This window comes from Nitrospirota bacterium, from assembly GCA_040757335.1.
Classification (GTDB): domain Bacteria; phylum Nitrospirota; class Nitrospiria; order 2-01-FULL-66-17; family 2-01-FULL-66-17; genus JBFLXB01.
The window spans coordinates 38,578-62,500 of the sequence record JBFLXB010000014.1 but is presented as its reverse complement, the minus strand read 5'-3'; the positions used below and the strand labels follow the sequence as shown (position 1 = coordinate 62,500).

Sequence of the window (23,923 nt, the reverse complement as noted above, 5' to 3'; positions counted from 1 at the left end):
TCTCCCCGCGCTGATGGGGATCGTGGTGACGGCGCACGGCACCATCGACTCGGCCGTACGCGCGATGAAGGAGGGCATCTTTGATTACATCACGAAGCCGTTTCTCGTCGATGAGATCGTGGCCTCGCTGCAGCGGGCGCTGGAGTTCCGCCGTTTGGTGGCCGAGAACAAGGCACTCAAGCGCCAACTGAAGACCAAATATCACTATGAACGATTTCTCGGCCAGAGCGCGGCCATTCAGCGAGTGTTCTCGCTCATCGACCGGGTGGCGGAGACCGACAGCACCGTCCTGATACTGGGAGACAGTGGAACGGGAAAGGAACTGGTCGCTCGCACCATCCATTTCAACGGACCCAGGGCCGAGAAGCCGTTGGTGTCGGTCAACTGTGGGGCGCTCCCCGAAACGCTGCTGGAAAGTGAGTTGTTCGGTCACGAACGCGGAGCGTTTACCGGGGCGAACAGTACGCGAATCGGGCGATTCGAACTGGCCCACGGAGGCACCATCTTTTTGGACGAGATCGGCGAGATGAGCCCATCGCTGCAGGTCAAGCTGCTGCGCGTCTTGCAGCAACGATCGTTCGAGCGCGTCGGCGGGATGAAGACCATCCACGTCGATGTCCGGGTGATCGCGGCCACCAATCGAGATCTCGAAGAGGCCATCAGAGACGGTCGATTTCGCGAGGACCTCTATTACCGACTCAACGTCATTCCCATCGTCGTTCCCGCGCTGCGGGAGCGTCCCGACGACATTCCGCTGCTGGTCAACCATTTCCTCGCGGTGTTCAACGAGGAAAAACGCAAGGACGTGCAGGGTGTGTCCGAGGAGGCGATGCGCGTGCTCTGCGCGTACTCGTGGCCCGGCAACGTGCGCGAGCTTGAGAATCTGATCGAGCGGGTGGTGATTCTCAAGGGCGAGGGCACGATCACCCCCGATGATTTGCCGGAAAAGATGCTGCGGCGAGATCCAGACGCGACGTTGCCGTCGGTCGTCTTCCCGTCCGAGGGCGTGGATTTCAACCGGCTGGTCGAGGCGTTCGAGGACGACCTGATTCAGCGTGCGTTGAAGGCCGCGGGTGGGGTGAAAAATCGCGCGGCCCAACTGCTTCGGCTCAATCGCACCACGCTCGTCGAGAAGATGAAAAAATCCGCACGCGTCCTGCCGCACCACTGACCAGGTTCGATCGCTGATCATTGTTCCCGCGTCGTCGACGCGGCGCGCGGCCGGTGGTCTCCGGCCGGCGTCCATCGGCCGGCACACACGGCATCGCTTCCCTGAACTTGTCAGGTCACGAGCATTTGTTACACTAGCCGCGTCATGCCGCCTTCACGACACACCGTGACCCGCTCAAGCCGCAGCGCGGCGTATGCCGTCGAGTTGGCGCGGCTTGTTGAACGCGGGCTGCGAGAGGATCTCCGGCGGCTTCGCGCCGATCTGCTCGATGAGGAAAGCCGCCTCACGGCCCTGGAAGAAATCCGTGGACATTCGATGAAGGATTTCGAGACCATGAGTGAACAAGGGGTCACGACAGCGGAGGCGGCATTGTACTACACCCTGTTCCATCATTTGACCCAAGAGATCAACCTGCAGGGACGGCTGGTCGTCACCGCCCAGCGCCGCGTCCGTGATAAGCAAGCCGCGGTGCAGGCGGCGTCCGCGGATCTCCGGGCGGCCGAGCACGTTGGCGGTCACGCGGAGGCCGACGAGCAGCGGTCATCCTCGTCGCCGACGATGGCGGCACCGTGGGGCACCGCTCGATCGACGCTCAAGAAAGCGTCGTGATCGGGCAACCGACCGGGTCTGTCCGTCCCCGCGGGCTCTTCGCGGTAAGGTGCTCGATTTGGGCGGACGTGTCGTGACCCACCTTCACCCCAGTCAAGTTCCGCCGAAAGGCGGCGCGAGCTCGGGGGTTCCCCCGTCCCGCGTCTCGGTGTCAATCGCCACGCTGGGCTTCATCCGGCGGATGATCATTGCGTTCGGGTTGATGGTGTTCATCCCCCTGCTCGTGATGACCTACATCCATCTCCTCGGCGCGCAGGTGTCCTTCCCGATGATGTTGATCAGCACGGCGTTGGCGTCTACGGTGGGATTCTATGTGGTGTGGGAGATGGTCAGCCGCGTGCTGACCGTGGTTCAGGACGTCAAGCGCTACGCCCCTGAGGACACTCGGCAGGACGAAACCGGGGTGCTCGAGCAATCGTTCTCGCGCCTCATCCAACAGATGCAGGCGAACATGGCGGAGCTGGAGACCAAAGCCCGTCTGCTCGAAGAGACGGAACAGCGACTCGGAGAGGCCAACGTGTACTCAGCGCAGATCATCGCCGCCATCGCGGATTTCGTGATCGTCACGGATCCCCAGATGCAGGTCACCAAAGTCAATGCCGCGATCCAGACGGTGCTCGGATACAAGGTGGACGACCTCAAGGATCGTCCGATTGAGACTGTGTTACGCGGGACCGGCGGCGGGGACAGGTTATTGACGCAACACGAGTTGGAAGAACTGACGAAACAGGGCACGTTGTGGGGCAAAAGCGGGATGCTGCGAAGTCGAGACGGCGAAGGGATCCCGGTTCAAATGAATCTTTCCCTGGTGACGCACAGCAACGGCAAATTGGACGGGATCGTGATCGTCGCCCGGGACGTTCGTGAGACGTTGCGGCTGGTGGCGGATCTTCAGCAAGCCAAAGTCACGCTCGAAGAGCGGGTCCGCCAACGCACGGTGGAGATCGAACAGGCTCTCCGCGAGCGCGAGAAGGCGAATCTCGAGCTGACGCGGAAAGACGACCAGTTGATCAGACAGGAAAAAATGGCGTCGTTGGGACAGCTTGCCGCGGGTGTCGCGCACGAGATCAACAACCCCGTGGGCTTTGTCAGCAGCAATCTCCAAATGCTACAGACCTACCTCGGCGACCTGACCGAATACGTCGAGCGGACCAACGCCATGATCGAGCGCCTGTCGGGCCTCGGGCTCCCCGAGTCGGCCGGGGCGCACATCCAAGAATTCGTGCGACGGAACGGGCAGGCGCCGGCCTCGCAAGCCATCGAAGACGCCCGACAGTCGGTGGTGGAATCGATCGACGGCCTCAATCGCGTCAAAAAGATCGTGTCCGCCCTTCGAGAATTCTCCCACGCCGACCAAGATGACCCGGACTGGGCCGACCTGAACGAAGGCCTGGAGAGCACCATCAACATCGTCTGGAACGAGCTCAAATACAAGGCGACCCTGCACCGCGACTACGGGGACCTTCCCAAGGTGCTGTGTTATCCTCACCAATTGAATCAGGTCTTCATGAACCTCCTGGTCAACGCGACCCAAGCGATTCCCGACCGCGGGGAGATTTGGGTCAAGACGTGGGCGGATTCGGACCAAGTGTACGTCGACATCCGCGACACCGGCAGCGGGATCCCCGAGGATCATCTCTCCAAGATTTTTGACCCGTTTTTCACGACCAAGCCAGTGGGGCAAGGCACGGGACTGGGATTGAGCATCGTGTACGGGATCGTCGAGCGACACGGCGGCATGGTTCGCGTCAACAGTCGCGTCGGAGAAGGCACCACCTTTCACCTCGCGTTCCCGATCCAGCGGGCGGTGAAGGCGGCGTGACCCTCGGCGTCCAGCGGTGAGGCGGTGATGAACGAGACGGCGACCATTTTGGTGGTGGACGATGAACCGTCGGTGCGCCGGGCACTTCACCGACTGTTCGCCCGGGAGCAGTATCGGGTCGTGGAGGCTGGCGGCGTGGCGGAAGCGGTGAAGGCCCTGGGATCGAACACGATCGACCTGGTGATCACCGACTATTCGATGCCCGACGGCACCGGGTTGGACCTGCTGATGAAAATGAAGGCGCGCTATCCGCACGTCGTTCGCATGATTATTACCGGCAAAGCGGACTTACACGCGGTGATCGCGGCCATCAACGACGGACACGTGTATCGGTTCGTGCTGAAACCATGGGACAACGAGGAACTGTGCCTCTCGGTTCGGTTGGCCCTGGAACAGGCCACACTCCTGTCCGAGAACCGCAAGCTCGTGGGACGCCTGCAGGAACAGGAAGACATGCTGCGCACGCTTGCCAAACAGCACCCGGGAATCATGACCGTCGAGCGTGACGCCGACGGAGCGATCGTGCTCGAGGACCCCGACGAGGAGGCAGCCTGAAGAACGATGAGCGGGCCGAGCCGTCTCTTGATCGTCGACGACGAACCCTTCGTGCTCAGCGCGCTGACCCGGTTGTTGCGTCGAGACGGCTACGAGGTCGTGACCGCCACCGGGCCCGGCCTCGGCATCGAGCTGCTGCAGGCCCAGGCGGTGGGTGTCATCGTCTCGGACTACCGGATGCCGGAAATGGACGGGGTGGAATTCCTTCGGCGCGCCCGCGAGGTGGTCCCCGACGCGATTCGGATCATTCTGAGCGGATACGCCGAAACCCACGCAATCCTCTCCGCAGTCAACAACGGGGGGATCCACAAGTACCTCACCAAACCGTGGAACGACGAACAGCTTCGACTCGAAATCAAGTCTGGGTTCGACCTCTATCACCTGGCCGCGACGAACCGCGAGCTTCAAGAGACACTGAGCCGGCAGAATGAAGAGTTGCGCACGCTGGCCAAGTCGCTCGCGGTGGAACAGGCCAGGCAGCGAGAGATTTTCCGGTCGACCATCGAGGTGTTGGTGACGCTGCCCAAGCTCAATAGCCCGGCGGTGGTACGGCACTCCAATCGCGTCGAGCGGTTATGCCGGGCGGTCGGGGAGCAACTCGGGTGGAATGATGATGCGATGGCGCAGCTCGATCTCGCGGCGCGCTTACACGACGTGGGCAATTTGGCCGTGGACTTCAGAATTTTGCTGAAGTCGGGTTCGCTCAATGCCGAAGAACGGAGCGCGGTGCAACAGCACGCGGTGGTTCCGGAGCAACTGTTGTCGGGGGTGCCGGGCCTGGAGACCGCCGTCCAGGTCCTTCGCTCACACCACGAGAATTTCGATGGGTCCGGATATCCTGACGGGCTCGCGGGCGCCGCGATTCCGCGGTCATCCCAGATTCTTCACCTGGCGGACACCTATGAGGCGCTATGCTCGCAACGTCCTTATCGAGAAGCGGTCGCTCCCGATAAGGCGATCATGGAAATCGAACGCGACGTGGGGCGCGCATTTGATCCGACGTTGATCGAACCATTCAAGCTCGCGGTAGGGCGGATGCCGGAGGCAGGACGTTCGTAAGCCCGCAGCACGCCGGGAACACCCGGCGGCTCGGCGAGGGGCCAAGGAGGGGCAACCGTGTTGGTATTAACCAGGCGAGTGGAAGAAGGGATCGTGATCGGGGACGATGTCCGCGTGCGCGTCCTCGAGATCAAGGGGCACCAAGTGAAGCTGGGTATCGATGCACCGCGGAGCACGGGCGTGTACCGGGAGGAGATTTATCGCCGGATTCAGGAGGAAAACCGCCGCGCCGCGCAGGTCCCGGAACACCCGGGCGTTCTGTCATCGCTGTGGCGAGAATGGCGAAACCGCGGATTGCCTGAGAGGAAAAAGCCGTGACCATTGTAACGACCCGTTTCGGAAGGGTGGAGGTGTCCCCGCAGGCGCTGATCGAATTGCCTCTTGGCCTGATCGGGTTGCCCTCGCTGACTCGTTTTGCGGTCCTTGAGGCCGATGCGGGCAGCGTGTTCCGGTGGTGGCAAGCCGTGGACGCTCCGGACACGGCGTTCGTGGTACTGGACGTGGTGTCGGTCCTACCCGACTACGACCTGCGCGGCCTCGAGGCCGAGTGGTCCAACCTCGACATCGACGCCGCCCATCGACACGTCGTGGTGCTGGTCACCGCACCGGGCCCGAGCCTCGACTCCGTCACGCTCAACCTCGCCGCACCGATCGTCGTCAACGCAGCGACCCGCCGGGGCCGTCAGGTGGTCTGGCCTGAGGGACGATACGCCGCGGCGGTTCGCCTCGAAGACGCTCTGGCCCCCAAGAAGCCGGTGGAACTCGCCGCGTGACCGCGCCTCCCCGTGTCGCCGGTTCGGCGCTTCCGTCGTGGTGGGCTCCGGCCGCGCCCACCGACGCCGGGGTGGCCTCCATCGATCGCGTGGTGGTCCTGCTCTATTCGGAAGCCCTGGCTCGGCTGCGGCGCGCGCGCCACGCGCGAGCCGGACGTCGCCGCGACGTCCATGCCGTGGTGGCCATCCTGATGGAACTGTCCAACGCCCTGACCCAGCGGGAGGAGCCTGACAACGTCGTCGACCTCGTTTCGCTGTATCGCTACATGATGCACCGCCTGACCGCGGCCACCGACCACAGGTCCGACCAGGCGTGTGACGACGCCTTGGCCGAGGTCGAACGCCTGTTCTCGACCCTGATGGACGGCTGGATCCAGGTGCTTCCGCCGGGGCCGGATTCGAGCTTTCCGGCCCCGGCGGAAGCGGACGACCCACGCTCACTGCCCCCGCTGTTTCCGGCGCACAGCTCTCCCACCGAGGACTGACACCGCATCCGCACACCGCGGCCGCCTCGCCGACGCGGCGCTGGCGCGACGAACGTCGCGAGTCCGGGACACCGCGACCGTCGCGCAGCGCTCGGAATTCGTTGACTTTTGAGCGCCGATTACTATACTAGGGGGCTACGTTTATGCCGGCCACAGTGGCGATTTCCATAAAAAAGCGCGTCGCCGAGATCCTGCAACGGGCTCTCGATCGTGCGCGGTCTTCCGGCGATCTCCGGAGTGACCCCGTTCCGGTATCGGTCGAGGCGCCGAAACGCGGCGCATGGGGCGACTTTGCGACCACGGTCGCGCTGACCCTCGGTGCCGCCGAACGCCGTCCGCCTCGCCAGGTGGCGGACATCATCAAACAGCATATCGAGACCGGAGACCTGCTCGAGGCCGTGGAGGTGGCGGGACCCGGGTACCTCAACGTCACCGTGCGCCGCGAGGCGTGGCGCAACCTGATCCCGGAGGTGTTGGCGGCGGGAGCCTCCTACGGCCGCGGGGACCCGACCGGACGCACCGTCCAAGTGGAGTTTGTGAGCGCCAACCCCACGGGCCCCTTGCACGTGGGGCACGGGCGGCTCGCCGCCGTGGGGCTCGGACTGGCCAACCTGCTCGCGGCCGCGGGACATACGGTCCAGCGCGAGTACTACATCAACGACGCCGGTCGCCAGATGCGGCTGCTCGGCGAATCGGTGTGGGCGCGCTACTGCACGCTGGTCGGCCGAGCCACGTCCATGCCGGACGACGGCTATCACGGCGCGTATGTCGAAGAAATCGCGCGAGACGTCGCGGCGGACGCCGGGGCCCGATATCTGGACGTGCCGCGGGAAGACGCGGTGGCCGCGCTGACGGCGGCGGCGTATCAACGCCTGATGGCCGAAATTCGCGCGGACCTCGACGCGTTCGGGATCGCGTTCGATTCCTGGGTGAGTGAACGAGCCCTGTTTGCCGCGGGGGCCGTCGAGCAGGTCGTCGAGCGTTTGAGATCGCTCGGGTACGTGTACGAGGCGGATGGGGCGGTCTGGTTCCAATCGTCGATGCTCGGTGACGAGAAAGATCGCGTGATTCGGAAGCAGGACGGAGAGTGGACGTACCTCGCCTCGGACTTGGCCTATCACCTGCAGAAACTCACGGCCGGACACGACGTGCTGGTCGACCTCTGGGGGGCTGACCACCACGGGTATGTGGCCCGGATCCGAGCGTTGCTGCGGGCACTGGGTTACCCCGACGACCGTCTGCGGGTGGAGATCGCCCAGCTGGTCAGCGTGGTCCGTAAGGGCAAGCCCGTGGCGATGTCAAAGCGGGCGGGCACGTTCATCACGCTGCGCGATGTGATCGACGAAGTCGGCCGTGACGCGGCCCTGCTGACGTTTCAGATGCGCCGACTGGACAGTCCGATGGACTTCGACCTCGAATTGGTCAAGGAGCAGTCCGCGGAGAATCCGGTATATTACATCCAGTACGCGCACGCCCGCGTGGCCAGTGTGTTGCGCACTGCCGCGGATCAGGCGCTGTCGTGGCACGCGCTCGGCGAACCCGAGCTCGCGCGTCTTGATCTGCCCGAAGAGATCGGGTTGCTCAAGGCCCTGGCCGCGTTTCCGGACGTCATTGTGGACGCAGCGGCCGCGTATGAACCGCATCGTCTCGCGTACTTCCTGCAAGAGCTCGCGTCCCAGTTTCACGCCTACTACTACAAACACCGGATCATCGGAGAGGATCGCGTGGCTTCGGTCGCGCGCCTCGCGTTGGCCGCGGCTACCGGGGTGGTCATCCGCAACGGTCTGGCGATCCTCGGGGTCTCCGCTCCGGAACGCATGTGATGGCGTCAAGCCGGGTCCAGACTGCGACGGCTGTTGCCGAACGCGCCGACCGCATGGAGCAGGATGCGCGCGGAGGCTTCGCCGTGGTCGCCGTCGATCCCGCCACCGGGGCGCGCATGGGGCGGTTGCAGACTGCGCACGGGGTGATCGAGACCCCGGCGTTTATGCCGGTGGGAACGTCCGCGGCGGTCAAGGGGATGGATCCGGACGATCTCGTTGCGGTCGGCGCCCAGATCATCCTGGCCAACGCCTATCATCTGATGGTGCGGCCCGGCCATCGGCTCATCGCCGACCAAGGCGGCTTGCACCGGTTCATGGCGTGGCCCCGTCCCATCCTCACGGACAGCGGAGGGTTCCAGATCTACAGCCTGGCCGCGCTGCGTCGCGTGACGGATGAAGGCGTGTCGTTTCGGTCGCATCTGGACGGCGCGCTCCACCACCTGACGCCTGAAGGCGCGATCGAGGTCCAGGACGCGCTGGGGGCCGACATCGTGATGGCGTTCGACGAATGTTTGGCGTATCCAGCCACCGACGCGGACGCGGCTGCCGCGCTTCGCCGGACCGTGGCCTGGGCGCGGCGGTGCGCGGCGGCCCGGCGCAGCCGACCGTCGCTGCTCTTTGGCATCGTGCAAGGAGGATTTTCGCTTCCGTTACGGGATCGCGCGGTCGACGAGACCATCGCGCTGGGGTTTGACGGGTATGCCATCGGCGGGGTGTCGGTCGGCGAGCCGAAAGACGAGATGCTCCGGATCGTGGAGCACGTCGCCCCGCGATTACCCGCCTCGCACCCGCGTTATCTGATGGGGGTGGGCACCCCGAGCGATCTGGTCGACGGGGTGGCGCGCGGCGTCGATCTGTTCGACTGCGTGATCCCGACGCGGCACGCCAGAACCGGCTGGCTGTTCACCAGCGAGGGGAGGGTGTCGATCAAACACGCCCGATACGCCGCCGACGACGGGCCGCTCGACCCGGCGTGCGCGTGCTCGACCTGTCGCCGGTTCTCGCGGGCCTACCTGCGCCATCTCTTTCTGGCGAACGACCCCCTGGCCGTGCGGGTGCACACGATCCACAATCTCACCTTTTATCTCGGGCTGATGACCGAGATGCGCCAAGCCATCGCCGCGGCGCGATTCGGCCAATGGCGGGAGCGCACCGGCCACTCGGCCTGGTACCGGCAGGATGTGGTCGGACACCACGAGGAGGAGCCTCAGTGAGGACGGTTTGGGTACGGAGGGGCGACGTCTTGGTCGGCGTCGGGTTGGCGGGATCGCTCATGAGCGCATCCGTGGCCGGAGCGCAGGAGTCGGCGGGGCCGGGGGGACCGCTCGGTCCGCTCTCGGGCTTCATCCCGTTCTTGTTGATCATCGTGCTCTTTTACGTGTTGCTCATCATGCCCCAGCAGCGCCGGCAGAAAAAGCACCGGGCCATGCTGGAGGCGCTGAAAAAGGATGACAAAGTCGTGACCAACGGAGGAATTTACGGCGTGGTCAAAAGCCTGTCCAAAGACACGGTCACGCTCGAAGTAGGCAAGGGCGTCGGCCTCAAGATCCGACGCGACGCCATCGCGGAGTTGCGGAGCGGCGACGACGAGGAGACGAAGTGAAACGCGGCGTCAAAGGGCGGGTTCTGCTTATCGGGGCCACGGTGCTTCTGTCGGTGATCTTCTTCCTCCCCTCGACGCCGTGGTTCGATTCGATGCCGGAGTGGTGGAAACGCTTCCTCCCGCACCAGGGGATTACCTTGGGACTCGACCTCCAGGGCGGCATGCACCTGGTGATGGAAGTCGACGTGGAGCGCGCGGTGGACAACGTGCTCGATCGCGCGGTCCTCGACCTCGGTGATCGCCTCAAGGAACAGCAGATCAATGCCACGCCCGCGCGCGATGGCCGGTCCGTCGCGGTCGCGATGACCGACGTGGCGGATCGGGAAAAGATCTCCAAGATCGTCGACGATCGGTTCGCGATGCTCCGCTCGGGCGATGTGAAGGGTGAGACCCTCGTCCTGGACCTGCGAAGCGGCGAAGCTGATCGGATCCAAAAGGCGGCGGTCTCCCAAGCCCTGGAGACCATCCGAAACCGGATCGATCAGTTCGGAGTTACCGAGCCGTTGATTCAAATGCAGGGCGAGCGGCAGATCCTCATTCAATTGCCCGGGGAAAAGGATCCGCAGCGAGCGCTGAACGTGATCGGCAAGACCGCGTTGTTGGAGTTCAAGCTTCTCGACGAAGAGAGCCCCGTGGCGGCGCAGCTCCCCCCCCAGGTCCTCCCCGGGCAAGAGGAGGCGTTGCTCGCGGAATGGCAGGCCAAGGTGCCGCCGGGTGACCAGATCCTCTTCGAGCGGGTGACCGCGGAAGAAGGCCCGGTCAGCAAGCGCCCGTATCTCGTCAAAGAGCGGGCGGTGATGACGGGCGAATCCCTCCAGGACGCGCTGGTGACGATCGGCGAGTTCAACGAGCCGCAGGTCTCGATCACCTTCGACGGCGCCGGAGCCGCCCAGTTCGAGCGGATCACCTCGGAAAACGTGAGAAAACGGCTGGCGATCGTGTTGGACGATTCGATCTATTCCGCGCCGGTGATTCAGGAACGGATCGGCGGCGGCCGCGCGCAGATCTCCGGCGCCTTTACGATGGACGAGGCCAATGACCTCGCCATCGTGCTGCGCGCGGGGGCGTTGCCCGCCCCCGTGAACGTGATTCAAAACGTGACCGTGGGGCCGTCGCTCGGCCAAGACTCGATCGACGCGGGCATCCGCGCCGCGTGGATCGGCACGCTGCTGGTCGTCGCGTTCATGGCGATCTACTACCGGCTCGCCGGCGTGATCGCCGACTTCGCGCTGGTGCTCAACGTGCTGTTGCTGATCGGCGCCCTGGCCGCCCTCAACGCTACGCTGACGTTGCCCGGCATTGCGGGCATCATCCTGACGATCGGCATGTCGGTCGACTCCAACGTGCTGATCTTCGAGCGAATCCGGGAAGAACTGCGTCAAGGCAAACCCGTGCGTTTGGCCGTGGACGCGGGGTACGAAAAGGCGTTTCTCACCGTCGTCGATTCCCACGTCACCACGTTGATCACGGCGCTGGTGTTGTTCCTGTTCGGAACCGGGCCGATCAAAGGGTTTGCGGTCACGCTGAGTCTGGGGGTGACGATCAATCTCTTTACCGCGTTGGTCGGCACCAAGGTCGTCTTCGATCTGATTAATGCGCGGGCGAAAGTCGCGCAGTTAAGCATCTGAGGGGAGCCATGTTTGAGCTGCTGGGCAAGACGAACATCGACTTTATTGGGAAACGCAACTACGCGTTCGTGTTCTCGGCGATTCTCGCGGTGCTGGGCGTGATCACGATCATTCAGATCGCGCGCGGCCAGGCCAATACCGGGATCGACTTCGCGGGCGGCACGGCGGTTCAACTGCAATTTGAACAGCCGGCCCACCTGGACGAGGCGCGGGCTCTGCTGGAACGGGAAGGGTTTCCGGACGCCGAACTCCAGGAATTCACCGAGGGCAACAAGCTGCTGATCCGCGTCAAGAAACAAACGACGATTCAGGAAAAGACCGCGGACCGACTGGTCGAGGTGTTCAAGAAAGGGTTCGCGGACAATCCGTTCGTGGTCGACAGCACGACCGAGATCGGTCCCACGGTCGGAGCCAAGTTGCAGCAGGACGCAGTGAAGGCCATCACCATCGCGATGATCGGGATCGTCATCTACATCGCCCTGCGATTCGAGTTCCGCTTCGGCGTCGCGGCCGCGGTCGCCACGTTTCACGACGTATTGGCCGTGCTCGGCATCATGGGGATGTTGGGACGGGAGATCAATCTGCTGATCGTAACCGCCCTGTTGACGCTGGCCGGGTATTCGCTGACCGACACGGTGGTCGTGTTCGATCGAATACGGGAGAATCTGCGCAATCGGCGACGCGACCCGTTGGGACAGGTGATCAACCAGGGCATCAACCAGGTGTTGTCGCGGACGATCGTCGTGTCGCTCACCGTGTTTCTGGTGTTGGTCGCATTATTCTTTTTCGGGGGCGAAGTCATCCACGACTTCTCCCTCGCGCTGCTCATGGGGGTGGTGGTCGGCACGTATTCGTCGATTTTCGTGGCGAGTCCGTTGCTCCTGCTGTGGCCCGGCGCGCAAGGCAAGTTGCTCAAGCGAACGGCCTGAGTCGTTTGGTGACGAGCCCGTACGTTGCTTCGCCACCTGGGGGGTAGCCTGCGGCCCAATCGACATGGCGCACCGCGGCGTGGTGCGCTGCAGGTTGCTGCGCCACCTGGGGGGTAGCCTGCGGCCCAATGGACATGGCGCACCACTACGTGGTGCGCTGCAGGTTGCTGCGCCACCTGGAAAGACGCCTGCGGCCCATCGACATGGCGCACCACTACGTGGTGCGCTGCAGGTTGCTGCGCCACCTGGGGGGTAGCCTGCGGCCCAATGGACATGGCGCACCACTACGTGGTGCGCTGCAGGTTTTGACAGCAATGGGCCCGCTCCGCTATCATCCCGCGACGTCCATTGGCCAGTGACCTTCCAGATCAGAGGGGCCGGACCCTCGTCGGGCGTTGTCTCGACCCGGTGCGTGGCGCGTTGGCCGTGATGAGCCTGCTCGCGGTTGGCGTGGCCGTGGCCTGCACCCCGCGCCCCCCGGTGTTTGCCCCCCTCGCGGTCACCGAGACGCCCGGTGCGCGCGATGTGGTGGTTCACGTCCGGCCGATCGACACCCGACTCGGCAGCGAGGACCGGCGGCAGTACGGCGTGGACATCGGCGCGTATTTCTCGGCGTTTTTCGTCAGCGTGGAAAACCGCACGGCGCATGACCTGGCAGTGGATCTCAAGCCGTCGACGCTGGGCGCCGCGTCGGGACCCGTCAGCGAAGTGCTGAGCGACGATGATCTGGTCCGCACGTACCGGCGAGGCGGGATGGATGAGAAGGCGGTGGAACTGGTGGCCAAGGCGCCGGCGGTCGTCAAACGGGAGTTGGAACAGCTTCGCGCGGCGCGCATGCCCGCGACGCAACTCGGGATCGGCGGCCGCGTGGAAGGCGTGTTGTACTTCCGACCGCCGACGACCCCCGACTGTGCTCAGACCGTCTTAACTATCAGAGGAATCGAGATCCTGGACGAACCGCAATCGCTGGAATTCCAGTTCCCGATGGATCCGTGCGGCGCCGGCCCCCGCGAGGCGCGTCCGTAGCGCTCAACGGACGGTCAGTGGGGCGGCGTCTTTGCGTTGGTTCTCCAAGATCGTGTGATCAACGATGGATCCGCAGTTGACGCACTTCCAGGCATAAAAGGTGAGAAAGTAATCGGACAGCCGCTCGCTGTACATCATCCCACTGCATTTTGGACAGGTCATGGGCGACTCCTTGGTGGGTGGTGGATGACGCAATGAGCACGAAATCGAACGCATGGAGGCACCTATTCAGCAAGCGGTATGCCACCGGCTTCGTGCAAAAAGGACCGTGAGAAGCGGTCCCTTGGCCGGGATAGACGGGGTAAACCCTTGCCACTGTGTCAGGAGATTGACGGGGAGTGTCAAAAATTGTCGCTAGAGGGTAAGGTGCGCCAGAGCGAACCAATCCGTCCCCGGTCGTATCCTATTTCAGTGTGGCCCTGCGACGAACGGCCGCGGGAACGGTTGTTGGAACGCGGCGCGGATGGGATGACCGACGCGCACCTGATCGCGATCCTCCTCCGCACCGGTCGCAAACAGCAGAGCGCGGTCGATCTTGCCGTGCGGCTCTTGTCGGAATTTGGTGATTTGCGCGGGCTGGCGCAGGCATCGGTCGCCGAACTCTGTGGGATCGACGGCGTGGGACCAGCCAAAGCCGCCCAACTCAAGGCCGCCCAAGAGTTGGGCCGCCGAGTGGCGGCCGCCCCCTTGCGGCTCGGCGCGCCCATCGAGTCCAGTGCGATCGTCTTCGAGCACTTCGGCCCGCTGATGAGGGGGCTCAAGCAAGAACGGTTCGTCGGGCTCTATCTCGACGGCAGGCACCGCGTGGTGTCGGAGCGAACGATCTCGGAGGGGAGCCTGACGGCGAGCCTCGTGCACCCGCGGGAAGCGTTCGCCCCGGCGGTGCGGGCGTCGGCCGCCGCGGTCATTTTCCTCCACAACCATCCGAGCGGAGACGAGACCCCCAGCCGGGAGGACCGAGAGTTGACGGCACGGCTCGCCGCCTGTGGCCGATTGTTGGGGATCCCGATGCTCGATCACGTGGTCGTGGGATCCGAGCGGTACTTCAGTTTTTCCGACCATCACCTGCTGGAGGCGGCGCCGTGAGCGATCGGCGTGGCGGGGAGCGCCGTCGCGGCGAACGTCGTGGGGCCATGGACCGCCGCCTTCGACACCGGCGCAGCGGGATGGACCGTCGGCGCGTGGACAAACCGATTACGTTTGAGGATCGCCGAACCACCACGCGGCGGGAGGGAGACCGTCGACTCTCGACCCGGCGGCGGACGGCGGGGGGGCGAGCCGGTCTTCAGCCGGACCCGCGAACGCGGCCGCAGGTGAGCCTTCCTCGGCCAGGAAAGGAGATTGCCCCATCGTGAAATCCCGTGTCGGCCGCCGTCCCCGCGGCGCAAAACCCTCCGGCCCGTCGAAACCGGGCGCATGGACACCGCCTCGCGGCCGCGCGAGCGCCGACCGCCAGCGCAACACGGCGCTGGCGGCTGAACTGCGCGGCCTGCGGCTCGACCTGGAGCGGACCGCGGGCCAAGTCAAAGAAGCGATCCAGAAAATCGAACGACTCACGCTCGCCGTCGGCGACCTCCAGGAAGAGGTGGCCGAACTCCACGCGTCGCTTGGCGACGGGGAAGTGGAGTACGGGGCCGTCGAGGGAGACGACTCCGAGATGGGAGAAGGGCATGCGTAGCAGGCTGCTGAAAAAGTCCGTCTGCGGCGTTCTCGGTCGTCGGAAATCCTCACGTACGACCCAGTACGCTCCGGTTTCCTCCTCCCTGCGGCCTTGCAGCCGGAACTTTTTGAGCAGCCTGCCCACCGTTCAACTTTTTCAGCGTCCTGCGAGGCCCGCACCGCCGACGGAGGCGTCACTGCCGGGGATGCTGTCCCGATGACGGGACATCCCGGAGGTTGATGGCGGGTCGACGGGGGTGGGGTGTCCGGGCGGCGACCGTACTGGCCGTGTGGGGACTCATGGCGATCAGCGCGGCCGTCGCCTTCGCGGAGGGCCCGCGGATCCTGTCGGTCACGGTTCGCGGCGCGTCTACGATCGAAGCCCCCACCATCATCAGCCGCAGCGCGCTCGCCGTGGGCGGTACCGCCGACCCCGCGGCGATCCGAGACGCGATCAAGACGGTCTACCGGATGGGGTACTTCGACGAGGTTGCGGTCGAGCAGGAGCCGGAGGCCGACGGCGTTCACCTGGTCATCGTGGTCAGCGAGCGGCCCCTCCTGACCGAAATCCGGTACGAAGGGTATTCCCAGGTGAGTGAGGACAAGCTCAAAGAGCAGGTCACCCTGACCCCGCAGACCTTCGTGGACCTCCGAGCGGTGAGCGCGGCAGCCGCCAAGATCCAACACTACTACCAGAGCGAGGGGTACGGAGACGCCCGGGTCATCCCGGTCACCAAAACCGTGGCGCCCGGCTCGGTCTCCGTCACGTTTTACGTGGAGGAAGGCGAACGCGCCAAAATCCGGGTGGTGACCTTCGCCGGCAACTCGCACGTCCCGTCCAAGCGTCTCCGAACCGTGGTCTCGACCAGACCGTATTCCTGGCTCACCTCCTGGGTGACGAGTCGCGGGATCTTCAAACAAGATGAACTGGACCAAGACGTCGAGCGGTTGCGGGACTTTTACCTGAACGAGGGATATGTGCAGGTCCAGGTGGGAGCGCCCAAAATCAGCCCGGCCCCGAAGGGCAAGGGCCTCCAAGTCACGTTTCCCGTGGAGGAGGGGGACCAGTACACCGTGGCCCGTATCCAGGTGTCCGGTCACGCCCTGTTTTCGACGCCGGAGTTGCTGACGGGCCTGGCGCTTCACGAAGGCGATATCTTCCGGCGGAATCTCCTCCGGCAGGACATGACGCGGTTGACGGATCGCTACGGCGAGCGGGGGTACGCGTTCGTGGACATCCGTCCGCAGTTCGTGCCCAAACCCGACTCCCGGTCCATCGATCTCACCTACGAGATCCGGGAGGGCCGCCCGGTGACGGTTCGCACGATTGCCGTCGAAGGCAACGAAAAGACGTACGACCGGGTCATCCGACGCGAGTTGCGGGTGGCGGAACAGGAGCTCGTCGACACCACGGCGTTGAAACGCAGCTTCCAGCGGATCAACAACCTGAACTTTTTCGAGAACGTCGAGATCCTTCCCAATCCCATCGGCGACGACCAGATGGACATCACCGTGCGGGTCAAAGAAAAGCCCACCGGAACGTTCAGTCTGGGCGGCGGGTACAGCTCCGTGGACGGCGTGATCTTTCAAGCCAACATCGAGCAGGGCAACCTCTTCGGGCGCGGTCAGTTGCTGCGAGCCCGGATGGAGAAGAGCAGTCGCCGGACGTCGAACTACACCCTCACGTTCCGGGAACCGTATCTATTGGACCGACCGGTCTCGGGCACGATCGACTTGTATTCCAACGAGCGCCAATACACCACGTACAAGGACGCCCGCGCAGGGTTCTCCCTGGGTCTCAGGCGCGCGTTCGGCGAATACGTCTCGGCCGGCGTGTCGTACACGCGGGAAACGAGCCGGGTGTATGACTTGGCGCTGCTCGGGGTGGCCGATCCGACGCCGCCTGATCCGGTGACCGGAATCGATCCGGTGCCAGGGGACGAGTTCCTGGTATCGAGCGCGCCGCAGGCCATCCAGGCCGAGGCCGCGCTGGGAAAGGTGACGACGAGCAGCGTCGGCTTTTCGGTGGGGCGCGACACGCGCGACTTCGCCTTTGATCCGCGGCAGGGCCAGCGCCACTCGCTGTCGCTCGAGTTGGCGGGCGGCCCGTTCGGGGGCGACAACCAGTTCTATCGGATCGTCACGGACTCCGCCGCGTTTTTCCCCGCGTTCTGGAGCACGGTGTTTTCGTTGCACCTGCGGTTCGGGTACCTCGCCGGCGACCAGTACCCCTTTGCCGAACGCTTCATCGTGGGGGGGATCAACACCGTGCGCGGGTTCGACTACGGCAAGGCCGGGCGGGTGGATCCGTTTACCGGGGAAATTTTCGGCGGCAACAAAGAGCTGATCTTCAACGCGGAGTACACCTTTCCGTTGATCCCGGACGCCAAGATGAAGGGCGTGATCTTTTTCGACGCGGGCCGGTCGTTCGACGATCAGGGGCGGTATGTCATCGATCAAAACGGCAATCCCGTAGTGCTGGTGGGCCCCGACGGCGTCCCGATGACCAGCGGCGAGCCGTTGCGGATCCGCGAATTGCGCTACAGCGCCGGCTTCGGCATCCGCATGCTGCTCCCGATCGGGCCGATCCGGCTCGAATGGGGGTATAATCTCGACGCCCAGCCGGGGGAGAAGACCGGGGCGTTCCCGGAGTTTACGATCGGCACGGTGTTTTAACGAGGAGGCGAACGGTGATGGTGGGACGACGAATCCGCGCGAGCGGCGCGCGGGGATTGATGATCGGCCTGGCGGCGGTCAGTATGGCGGTCCCGGCGTGGGCGCAATCCGCGGAGGGCCCCAAGTTTGGGTACATCGATACCCAGAAGGTCTTCGACCAGTCCAAGGTGGGGAAAAAGGCCAAGGGGCTGTTGGAGGAATTCGTCAAAAGCCGGCAAAAGATCATCGATCTGGAGGAGACGGAGATCAAAGAGCTCGAAGACAGCCTGGTGAAACAGGAAAGCGTGCTGAGCCCCGAGGCGAAAAAGGCCAAGCAGGAGGACCTCCAGCGTAAGCTGATCGCCTATCAAAAGAAGGCCACGGATCTCAACCGCGAGATCCAGGACAAGAAAGCCGAGGTGCTCAACGACTTTCACCTGCAGCTGCAGGGAGTGGTGAAAAAAGTGGCTGAACGGGACGGCTACACCATGGTGTTCGACAAGGGTGCGGGCGGGCCGGCGGACCTGGCGGCGGTGCTGTATGCGAAGGAGTCGCTCTCGATCACCGACAAGGTCTTGGCCGAGTTGGACAAGGAGGTCAAGTGACGGTTCGCCGGTTGGCCGGTTGGCCAGTGCGCCGGTCGGAGCACAGGTCAACGAGGACACGATGTTTGACCGGCTAACCGGCTAACCGGCCACCGGCCAACAGATCATGTCAGTGCCACCCAAAACCACGCTCCTCTCCGAGCTCGCGGCCCACGTCGGCGGCGCGCTCAAGGGTGACGATTGTCCGATTACCGGCGTGGCGGGCATTCGCGAGGCCGCGGCCGGCCAGGTCACGTTTCTCGCCAACCCGCGCTACGTCCACGAACTGTCGCGCACCCGGGCGTCCGCGGTGGTGATCGCGCCGGAGCATCCGAGCACGGGGCTGGCGCGGATCGAGGTGGCCGATCCCTACTATGCGTTCAGTCGCATCGTCCGCTGGTTTCACCAGCAGCCGTACCGCAGCGGAGGCACCAGCGCCCAGGCCGTGATTGCGGCGGACGCGGTGATCGGGGCGGATCCCACGATCGGGCCCTTCGTCAGTATCGGGCGTCGGACGCGCATCGGGGATCGCGTCACCCTGCTGGCCGGCACGGTGATCGGAGACGACGTGACCATCGGCGACGACACGCTCGTGCATCCCAACGTCACGATCCGCGACGGGTGCACGATCGGGCGACGCGTCGTGCTGCACAGCGGCGTGGTGATCGGCAGCGACGGGTTCGGGTTCGCCACCCGCGACGGCCGACACGAGAAGATCCTCCAAGTCGGCAGCGCGGTGATCGAGGACGACGTGGAACTCGGCGCCAACGTGTGCGTTGATCGGGCGGCGCTCGGGGCCACGCGAATCAAGCGCGGGACCAAGGTCGACAACCTGGTGCACATCGCGCACAATGTCGTGGTCGGCGAAGATTGTTTGCTGGTCGCCCAGGTCGGGATTTCAGGGAGCACGGAGCTGGGCCGAGGCGTGGTGCTCGCCGGGCAAGTCGGCGTCACCGGCCACCTCAGGATCGGCGACGGCGTGATGGTGGGCGCACAGGGGGGGGTCATCGCGGACGTGGAGGCGGGACAAGTGGTCTCGGGCACGTATGCGATGCCACACCCCACCTGGCTTCGCGTCCAAGCCACGTTGCCCCTGCTCCCGGAGATGCGGCGCACGATCAAAAAGCTTGAAGCGCGTGTGGCGGAATTGGAGAAACGGTTGGAAGGGAATAAAGTGCGTTCAAAGGATTCAAGTGGTTCAAATCGTTCAACTTGAACCTTTGAACTCTTGAACTCTTGAACTCTTGAACTGTTGAACTCTTTGGGGTCCCCATGCTCGATGCCGACGCGATTTTAAAGTGCCTGCCTCACCGATACCCGTTCCTGCTGGTGGACCGGGTGTTGTCGGTGGAAGAAGGCAAGGCCGTGGCGATCAAGAACGTCACGGTCAACGAACCGTTTTTCCAGGGGCACTTCCCGGGAAAGCCGATCATGCCGGGCGTGCTGGTGCTGGAGGCTCTGGCCCAGGTCGGGGGAATTCTCGCGTTTCAGACCACCAGGGACGCGGACAACCAGTTGGTCATCTTCCTGGCCATCGACAACGCCAAGTTCCGCAAACCCGTGATCCCCGGGGATCAACTGCGCATGGAGGTCAAGGTGCTGCAGCGGCGCGATCCCTATTGGCGCCTGCGCGGGGAAGCGTACGTCGACGACGCCTTGGTGTGCGAGATGGAATTCAAAGCCATGATCGCCCCGCGGGAGGCGTCGTGAGCCGGCACCCCACGGCCGTGATCCATCCCGGGGCGCGGCTGGCGCCCGATGTCACGATCGGCCCGTACTCCGTGATCGGCGAACACGTGACGATCGGCGCCGGCACCCAGATCGGCGCGCACTGCGTGATCGAAGGGTGGACGGATATCGGCGAAGGCTGCGTGTTTTCCCACTTTGTGTCGGCCGGCACGCCGCCCCAGGACCTCAAGTTCGCGGGCGAGGAGAGTCGGCTCGTCATCGGCAACCGAAACACGTTTCGCGAGTTCGTGACCCTCAACCGCGCGACGCACCACGGCGGCGGCGTGACCCGCATCGGGAATGACAATTTTCTCATGGCCTACGTGCACGTGGCCCACGACTGCACGGTCGGCAACCACGTGATCATGGCGAACGCCGCCACCTTGGCGGGCCACATCGAGATCGGCGACCACGCGGTGCTGGGTGGATTGACCGGCGTGCACCAGTTCGTTCGGATCGGCGCCTACGCGATGATCGGCGGCTGCTCCGCGGTGGCGCAGGACGTGCCGCCGTTCGTGTCCGCGGTCGGCAACCGCGTGAAGCTCTACGGCCTGAACCTCGTCGGCTTGAAGCGGAACGGGTTTTCGGAGGAACGCATCAGCGCGCTCAAGAAGGCGTATCGGCTGTTATTCGGCTCCCATCTCCCTCTCAAGGAAGCCAGTAAGAAAGTCCGCGAGGAACTGCCCGGACAGCCCGACGTGGAACAACTCGTCGCGTTCGTCGAGACGTCGGAACGCGGAATCTCCCGGTGAGCGGGCCGCCCTTGCGGAAGCTGGGGCTGATCGCGGGCAACGGCCGGTTCCCGGTGCTGTTTGCGGACGCGGCCAAACAAGCCGGGTTCGCCGTCACCGCGGTGGCGCATCGCGGTGAAACGCCCGACGTCCTGGATCAGCACGTCGACGACGTGCGGTGGATCAAAGTCGGCCAGCTCGGCCACATGATCGAACACTTCAAGTCCGCCGGAGTGGAGACGGTGGTGATGGCGGGCGGGATCAAAAAGACCCGCATGTTCACGGAATATCGCCCGGATTGGCGCGCGGTCAAGGTGCTGGCGCGCCTGCGCCATTTGAAAGACGATGTGTTGTTGCGGGCCGTGGCGGACGAGCTGGAGTCGGAAGGGATCACGGTCGGCGACGCGACCCGGTATCTGCCGAGTTTGATCGCGGAGGCGGGGGTGTTGACCACCGCGCCCTCCCGTGAGCAGTGGGAGGACGTGCGCTTCGGCGCGGAGATGGTGCGGACGGTGGGCCGCCTCGAAATCGGGCAGTGCGTGGTCGTGAAGAACCGTACCGTGTTGGCGGTGGAGGCGATCGAGGGCACGGACGAGGCGATCCGCCGCGGCGGCCGTCTGGCCCACGGGGGCGCCGTGGTGGTCAAGATGGCCAAACCGGAGCAGGATTTGCGGTTCGACATTCCGGCGGTGGGGCCCAACACGATCGCGTCGATGCAGGAAGTCGGCGCCGCGGTGCTGGCCGTCGAGGCGGGAAAAACCCTGATGCTCGACAAGGCCGACCTGCTGGAAGCGGCTCGCAAGGCTGGGATCTCGGTGGTGGGCATTACGGGAGATGAAGTCCCAGGGGACTCTCATGGCTGAGCGCGTCAAGGTCGGCGTGATCGGAGTCGGGTATCTGGGCCGCCACCACGCGCGGTTGTACGCCGAGTTGCCGGAAGCCGAGTTGGTCGGCGTGGCTGACGTAGAAGCCGGGCGAGCCCGCGAAGTGGCCGCGGCGACCGGGGCTCGCGCGTTCACCGACTACCGCGAGCTGCTGCCGCACGTGAACGCGGTGAGCGTGGTGGTCCCCACCAGCCTGCACCACGACGTGACCGCGGCCTGCCTGGCCGCCGGGCTGGACGTGTTGCTGGAAAAACCCATGACCGTCACGCTCGACGAGGCCGACCGCCTCATCGCGCTCGCCGAGTCCAAACAACGGATCATCCAGATCGGACACCTGGAGCGCTTCAACGGCGCGGTGCGGGCGCTGGTGGCGAGGCTGGTCGCGCCCCGCTTCATCGAATCGCATCGATTGGGGCCGTTCGTGGGACGGGGCACCGACGTGCACGTGATCTTGGACCTGATGATCCACGACCTGGACATCATCTTGAGCTTGGTGCGCTCCCCGATCACCGAGATCCGGGCGGTCGGCGTGCCGGTACTGACCCCGAACATCGACATCGCCAACACGCGGCTGGAGTTCGCGGACGGGTGCGTGGCGAACATCACCGCGAGCCGGGTCTCCAAGGACCCGATGCGCAAACTCAGAATCTTCCAACCCGACGCCTACTTTTCGCTCGACTACCAGAAGCAGGAGGTCGTGATGGCTCGCCGCGTGGACGCGCCGACCGCGCCGGGCTTGCCCCCGATCGAGGTGCAGACGTTGGAGATCGAGAAAGAGGAGCCGCTCAAGATGCAATTGGCGGCGTTTCTGGACTGCGTGGCCACGCGGCAGCCGCCGCTGGTCTCGGGTCGCGAGGGCCGCGAGGCATTGCGGGTGGCGCTGGACGTGCTGAAGTGCATCGAGGGACAAGAAAAGGGGAAGCGTTGTTAGTTGTTCGAGAACCTGACCACGGGTGACCATGCCTCGCCTGTTCATCATTGCCGGTGAAGCGTCGGGGGACGCGCTGGGCGGCAAGCTCGCCGCGGCGTTGTTGGCGCGCGAGCCGGGGCTCGCGCTGGAGGGAGTGGGCGGAGGGGCCATGGAGAAAGCCGGCGTGCGCCTCCACCACGACATTCGCCACCTGGGCGTCTTCGGAGTGGTGGAGGTGTTCTCCCAGTGGCGCGCGATCTGGCGAGCCTATCAGGACGTGCGCAGACGATTGCGCGAGGCGCCGCCGGAGGCCATCGTGCTGATCGATTATCCGGACTTCAACCTGCGGGTCGCCCGCGCCGCGAAGCGGCTGGGGATCCCCGTGGTGTACTACGTCAGTCCCCAGATCTGGGCGTGGCGGCCGGGCCGCATCAGACAGATCAAGGCCTGCGTGGAAATGATGCTGGTCCTGTTTCGCTTCGAAGAGGCGCTCTACCGGAGCGCCGGCGTGCCGTGTCGCTGGGTCGGGCACCCGCTGCTCGATGATCCCGTTTCCGAGGCCGAGCAAGCGGCGTTCTTGCAGCGCCACCGACTGGACGTGGCCCAGAGGGTCCTGGGATTGTTGCCGGGCAGTCGCGCGCAGGAGGTCGAGCAGCTCCTGCCCCCGATGATCGAGGCAGCCCGCGGGCTCCACGCCGCCGGCGTGGTCGATCGGGTGTTGATTTCCGCGGCGCCTTCGGTGGATGCGGCGGTCGTGGACGCGGTGCTCGCGGCCACGGGCGACCTCCCGGCCGCGGCGACGGTCGTGCGCGGAGAGGCGGCGGCGGTCCTGCGCGCCTCGCGCGCCGCGATCGTGGCCTCGGGTACGGCCACGTTACAGGCCGCCGTGGTGGGAACGCCGCTCGTGATGGTGTATCGGGTCTCGCCGCTGACCTTCTGGATCGCCCGCCGTCTGGTGACCACGCCGCACGCGGCGCTCGTCAACGTCGTGGCGGGGCGCCGGGTGGTGCCCGAGCTGATGCAGGAAGAGGTAACCGCGGAGCGGCTGATGACCGCCGTCACCCCCTTGTTGACGGATGACCGCGCCGCGGAGGCCGCGCGGCGGGATCTCGCCGAGGTTCGGGCCGCGTTGGGAGAAGCCGGCGCGTCGGGACGCGCCGCCGACGCGGTGCTGGAGGCCATGGGAGCCTGTCCATGAAAAGCCATCTGCTGCGTTGCCGCATGCGCTCCGGTGCTCACGTCTTTGTAGGGGCGTATTGCAATACGCCCCTACGGCTCCGGTGCTCAGC

General features: G+C 64.8%; 25 protein-coding genes (1 of these 25 cut by a window edge). 24 read left to right on the top strand and 1 reads right to left on the bottom strand.

The window, feature by feature from the left end; genetic code table 11:
- From AB1451_09225 to AB1451_09160, 14 genes are all read left to right on the top strand, one after another.
- Positions 1-1,171 carry the 3' portion of a sigma-54 dependent transcriptional regulator gene (locus tag AB1451_09225; protein MEW6683092.1) on the top strand. The gene continues 212 nt to the left of window position 1, outside the view, so only the last 1,171 of its 1,383 coding nucleotides appear in the window; the start codon falls outside the window, past its left edge; its stop codon occupies positions 1,169-1,171.
- Between the two features lie 165 nt (positions 1,172-1,336).
- Positions 1,337-1,780 (top strand): hypothetical protein, encoded by a 444-nt coding sequence (locus tag AB1451_09220; GenBank protein ID MEW6683091.1) that lies wholly within the window; start codon positions 1,337-1,339, stop codon positions 1,778-1,780.
- 148 nt (positions 1,781-1,928) lie between these two features.
- Positions 1,929-3,602: an ATP-binding protein gene (locus AB1451_09215; protein ID MEW6683090.1), complete on the top strand. Its 1,674-nt coding sequence runs from the start codon at positions 1,929-1,931 to the stop codon at positions 3,600-3,602.
- Between the two features lie 27 nt (positions 3,603-3,629).
- Positions 3,630-4,157, top strand: a complete 528-nt coding sequence (locus AB1451_09210) for a response regulator (GenBank protein ID MEW6683089.1) — start codon at positions 3,630-3,632, stop codon at positions 4,155-4,157.
- A gap of 6 nt (positions 4,158-4,163) precedes the next feature.
- The gene (locus AB1451_09205; GenBank protein MEW6683088.1) at positions 4,164-5,216 is read left to right on the top strand and encodes an HD domain-containing phosphohydrolase; all 1,053 of its coding nucleotides are present in this window, start codon (positions 4,164-4,166) and stop codon (positions 5,214-5,216) included.
- 57 nt (positions 5,217-5,273) lie between these two features.
- A complete protein-coding gene (gene csrA, locus AB1451_09200) occupies positions 5,274-5,534 on the top strand; it encodes a carbon storage regulator CsrA (protein ID MEW6683087.1) in 261 nt (86 codons plus the stop codon).
- Positions 5,531-5,989 (top strand): flagellar assembly protein FliW, encoded by a 459-nt coding sequence (fliW, locus tag AB1451_09195; protein MEW6683086.1) that lies wholly within the window; start codon positions 5,531-5,533, stop codon positions 5,987-5,989. Before csrA ends, fliW begins: the two co-directional genes overlap by 4 nt.
- A complete protein-coding gene (locus tag AB1451_09190; GenBank protein MEW6683085.1) occupies positions 5,986-6,474 on the top strand; it encodes a flagellar protein FliS in 489 nt (162 codons plus the stop codon). Before fliW ends, AB1451_09190 begins: the two co-directional genes overlap by 4 nt.
- 143 nt (positions 6,475-6,617) lie before the next feature.
- Complete coding sequence (gene argS, locus AB1451_09185; protein ID MEW6683084.1) at positions 6,618-8,297, top strand: arginine--tRNA ligase; 1,680 nt, start codon at positions 6,618-6,620, stop codon at positions 8,295-8,297.
- A gap of 53 nt (positions 8,298-8,350) precedes the next feature.
- The gene (gene tgt, locus AB1451_09180) at positions 8,351-9,511 is read left to right on the top strand and encodes a tRNA guanosine(34) transglycosylase Tgt (GenBank protein MEW6683083.1); all 1,161 of its coding nucleotides are present in this window, start codon (positions 8,351-8,353) and stop codon (positions 9,509-9,511) included.
- On the top strand, positions 9,508-9,900 hold the full coding sequence (gene yajC, locus AB1451_09175; GenBank protein MEW6683082.1) for a preprotein translocase subunit YajC: 393 nt from the start codon (positions 9,508-9,510) through the stop codon (positions 9,898-9,900). Before tgt ends, yajC begins: the two co-directional genes overlap by 4 nt.
- A complete protein-coding gene (gene secD / locus AB1451_09170) occupies positions 9,897-11,528 on the top strand; it encodes a protein translocase subunit SecD (GenBank protein MEW6683081.1) in 1,632 nt (543 codons plus the stop codon). The genes yajC and secD overlap by 4 nt, the downstream gene beginning before the upstream one ends.
- A gap of 8 nt (positions 11,529-11,536) precedes the next feature.
- Positions 11,537-12,457, top strand: coding sequence for a protein translocase subunit SecF (gene secF, locus AB1451_09165; protein ID MEW6683080.1), 921 nt, complete (start codon positions 11,537-11,539; stop codon positions 12,455-12,457).
- Positions 12,458-12,883: 426 nt separating this feature from the next.
- Positions 12,884-13,483, top strand: coding sequence for a hypothetical protein (locus tag AB1451_09160; protein MEW6683079.1), 600 nt, complete (start codon positions 12,884-12,886; stop codon positions 13,481-13,483).
- Between the two features lie 3 nt (positions 13,484-13,486).
- On the opposite strand, the gene AB1451_09155 is transcribed toward AB1451_09160, so the two are convergent.
- Positions 13,487-13,645, bottom strand: a complete 159-nt coding sequence (locus AB1451_09155; protein MEW6683078.1) for a hypothetical protein — start codon at positions 13,643-13,645, stop codon at positions 13,487-13,489.
- A gap of 243 nt (positions 13,646-13,888) precedes the next feature.
- Between AB1451_09155 and radC the strand changes: the two genes are divergently transcribed.
- From radC to lpxB, 10 genes are all read left to right on the top strand, one after another.
- The gene (gene radC / locus AB1451_09150; GenBank protein ID MEW6683077.1) at positions 13,889-14,569 is read left to right on the top strand and encodes a DNA repair protein RadC; all 681 of its coding nucleotides are present in this window, start codon (positions 13,889-13,891) and stop codon (positions 14,567-14,569) included.
- Between the two features lie 265 nt (positions 14,570-14,834).
- The gene (locus tag AB1451_09145) at positions 14,835-15,161 is read left to right on the top strand and encodes a hypothetical protein (protein ID MEW6683076.1); all 327 of its coding nucleotides are present in this window, start codon (positions 14,835-14,837) and stop codon (positions 15,159-15,161) included.
- A gap of 221 nt (positions 15,162-15,382) precedes the next feature.
- The gene (bamA, locus tag AB1451_09140) at positions 15,383-17,818 is read left to right on the top strand and encodes an outer membrane protein assembly factor BamA (protein MEW6683075.1); all 2,436 of its coding nucleotides are present in this window, start codon (positions 15,383-15,385) and stop codon (positions 17,816-17,818) included.
- 17 nt (positions 17,819-17,835) lie between these two features.
- A complete protein-coding gene (locus tag AB1451_09135) occupies positions 17,836-18,402 on the top strand; it encodes an OmpH family outer membrane protein (GenBank protein ID MEW6683074.1) in 567 nt (188 codons plus the stop codon).
- Positions 18,403-18,508: 106 nt separating this feature from the next.
- The gene (gene lpxD, locus AB1451_09130; protein MEW6683073.1) at positions 18,509-19,597 is read left to right on the top strand and encodes a UDP-3-O-(3-hydroxymyristoyl)glucosamine N-acyltransferase; all 1,089 of its coding nucleotides are present in this window, start codon (positions 18,509-18,511) and stop codon (positions 19,595-19,597) included.
- 56 nt (positions 19,598-19,653) lie between these two features.
- Positions 19,654-20,091 (top strand): 3-hydroxyacyl-ACP dehydratase FabZ, encoded by a 438-nt coding sequence (fabZ, locus tag AB1451_09125; protein ID MEW6683072.1) that lies wholly within the window; start codon positions 19,654-19,656, stop codon positions 20,089-20,091.
- Positions 20,088-20,861 (top strand): acyl-ACP--UDP-N-acetylglucosamine O-acyltransferase, encoded by a 774-nt coding sequence (lpxA, locus tag AB1451_09120; protein ID MEW6683071.1) that lies wholly within the window; start codon positions 20,088-20,090, stop codon positions 20,859-20,861. The genes fabZ and lpxA overlap by 4 nt, the downstream gene beginning before the upstream one ends.
- A complete protein-coding gene (gene lpxI / locus AB1451_09115) occupies positions 20,858-21,703 on the top strand; it encodes a UDP-2,3-diacylglucosamine diphosphatase LpxI (protein ID MEW6683070.1) in 846 nt (281 codons plus the stop codon). Before lpxA ends, lpxI begins: the two co-directional genes overlap by 4 nt.
- A complete protein-coding gene (locus tag AB1451_09110; protein MEW6683069.1) occupies positions 21,696-22,655 on the top strand; it encodes a Gfo/Idh/MocA family oxidoreductase in 960 nt (319 codons plus the stop codon). The genes lpxI and AB1451_09110 overlap by 8 nt, the downstream gene beginning before the upstream one ends.
- Before the next feature lie 28 nt (positions 22,656-22,683).
- Positions 22,684-23,832: a lipid-A-disaccharide synthase gene (gene lpxB, locus AB1451_09105; GenBank protein ID MEW6683068.1), complete on the top strand. Its 1,149-nt coding sequence runs from the start codon at positions 22,684-22,686 to the stop codon at positions 23,830-23,832.
- Positions 23,833-23,923 lie beyond the last annotated feature (91 nt).

Coding starts and splice junctions, on each gene's coding strand:
- secF (MEW6683080.1), top strand. CDS start 11,537: ATGTTTGAGCTGCTGGGCAAGACGAACATCGACTTTATTGGGAAACGC.
- AB1451_09155 (MEW6683078.1), bottom strand. CDS start 13,645: ATGACCTGTCCAAAATGCAGTGGGATGATGTACAGCGAGCGGCTGTCC.
- AB1451_09205 (MEW6683088.1), top strand. CDS start 4,164: ATGAGCGGGCCGAGCCGTCTCTTGATCGTCGACGACGAACCCTTCGTG.
- fabZ (MEW6683072.1), top strand. CDS start 19,654: ATGCTCGATGCCGACGCGATTTTAAAGTGCCTGCCTCACCGATACCCG.
- lpxD (MEW6683073.1), top strand. CDS start 18,509: ATGTCAGTGCCACCCAAAACCACGCTCCTCTCCGAGCTCGCGGCCCAC.
- argS (MEW6683084.1), top strand. CDS start 6,618: ATGCCGGCCACAGTGGCGATTTCCATAAAAAAGCGCGTCGCCGAGATC.
- bamA (MEW6683075.1), top strand. CDS start 15,383: ATGGCGGGTCGACGGGGGTGGGGTGTCCGGGCGGCGACCGTACTGGCC.
- lpxB (MEW6683068.1), top strand. CDS start 22,684: ATGCCTCGCCTGTTCATCATTGCCGGTGAAGCGTCGGGGGACGCGCTG.
- tgt (MEW6683083.1), top strand. CDS start 8,351: ATGGAGCAGGATGCGCGCGGAGGCTTCGCCGTGGTCGCCGTCGATCCC.
- AB1451_09110 (MEW6683069.1), top strand. CDS start 21,696: ATGGCTGAGCGCGTCAAGGTCGGCGTGATCGGAGTCGGGTATCTGGGC.
- AB1451_09210 (MEW6683089.1), top strand. CDS start 3,630: ATGAACGAGACGGCGACCATTTTGGTGGTGGACGATGAACCGTCGGTG.
- AB1451_09135 (MEW6683074.1), top strand. CDS start 17,836: ATGGTGGGACGACGAATCCGCGCGAGCGGCGCGCGGGGATTGATGATC.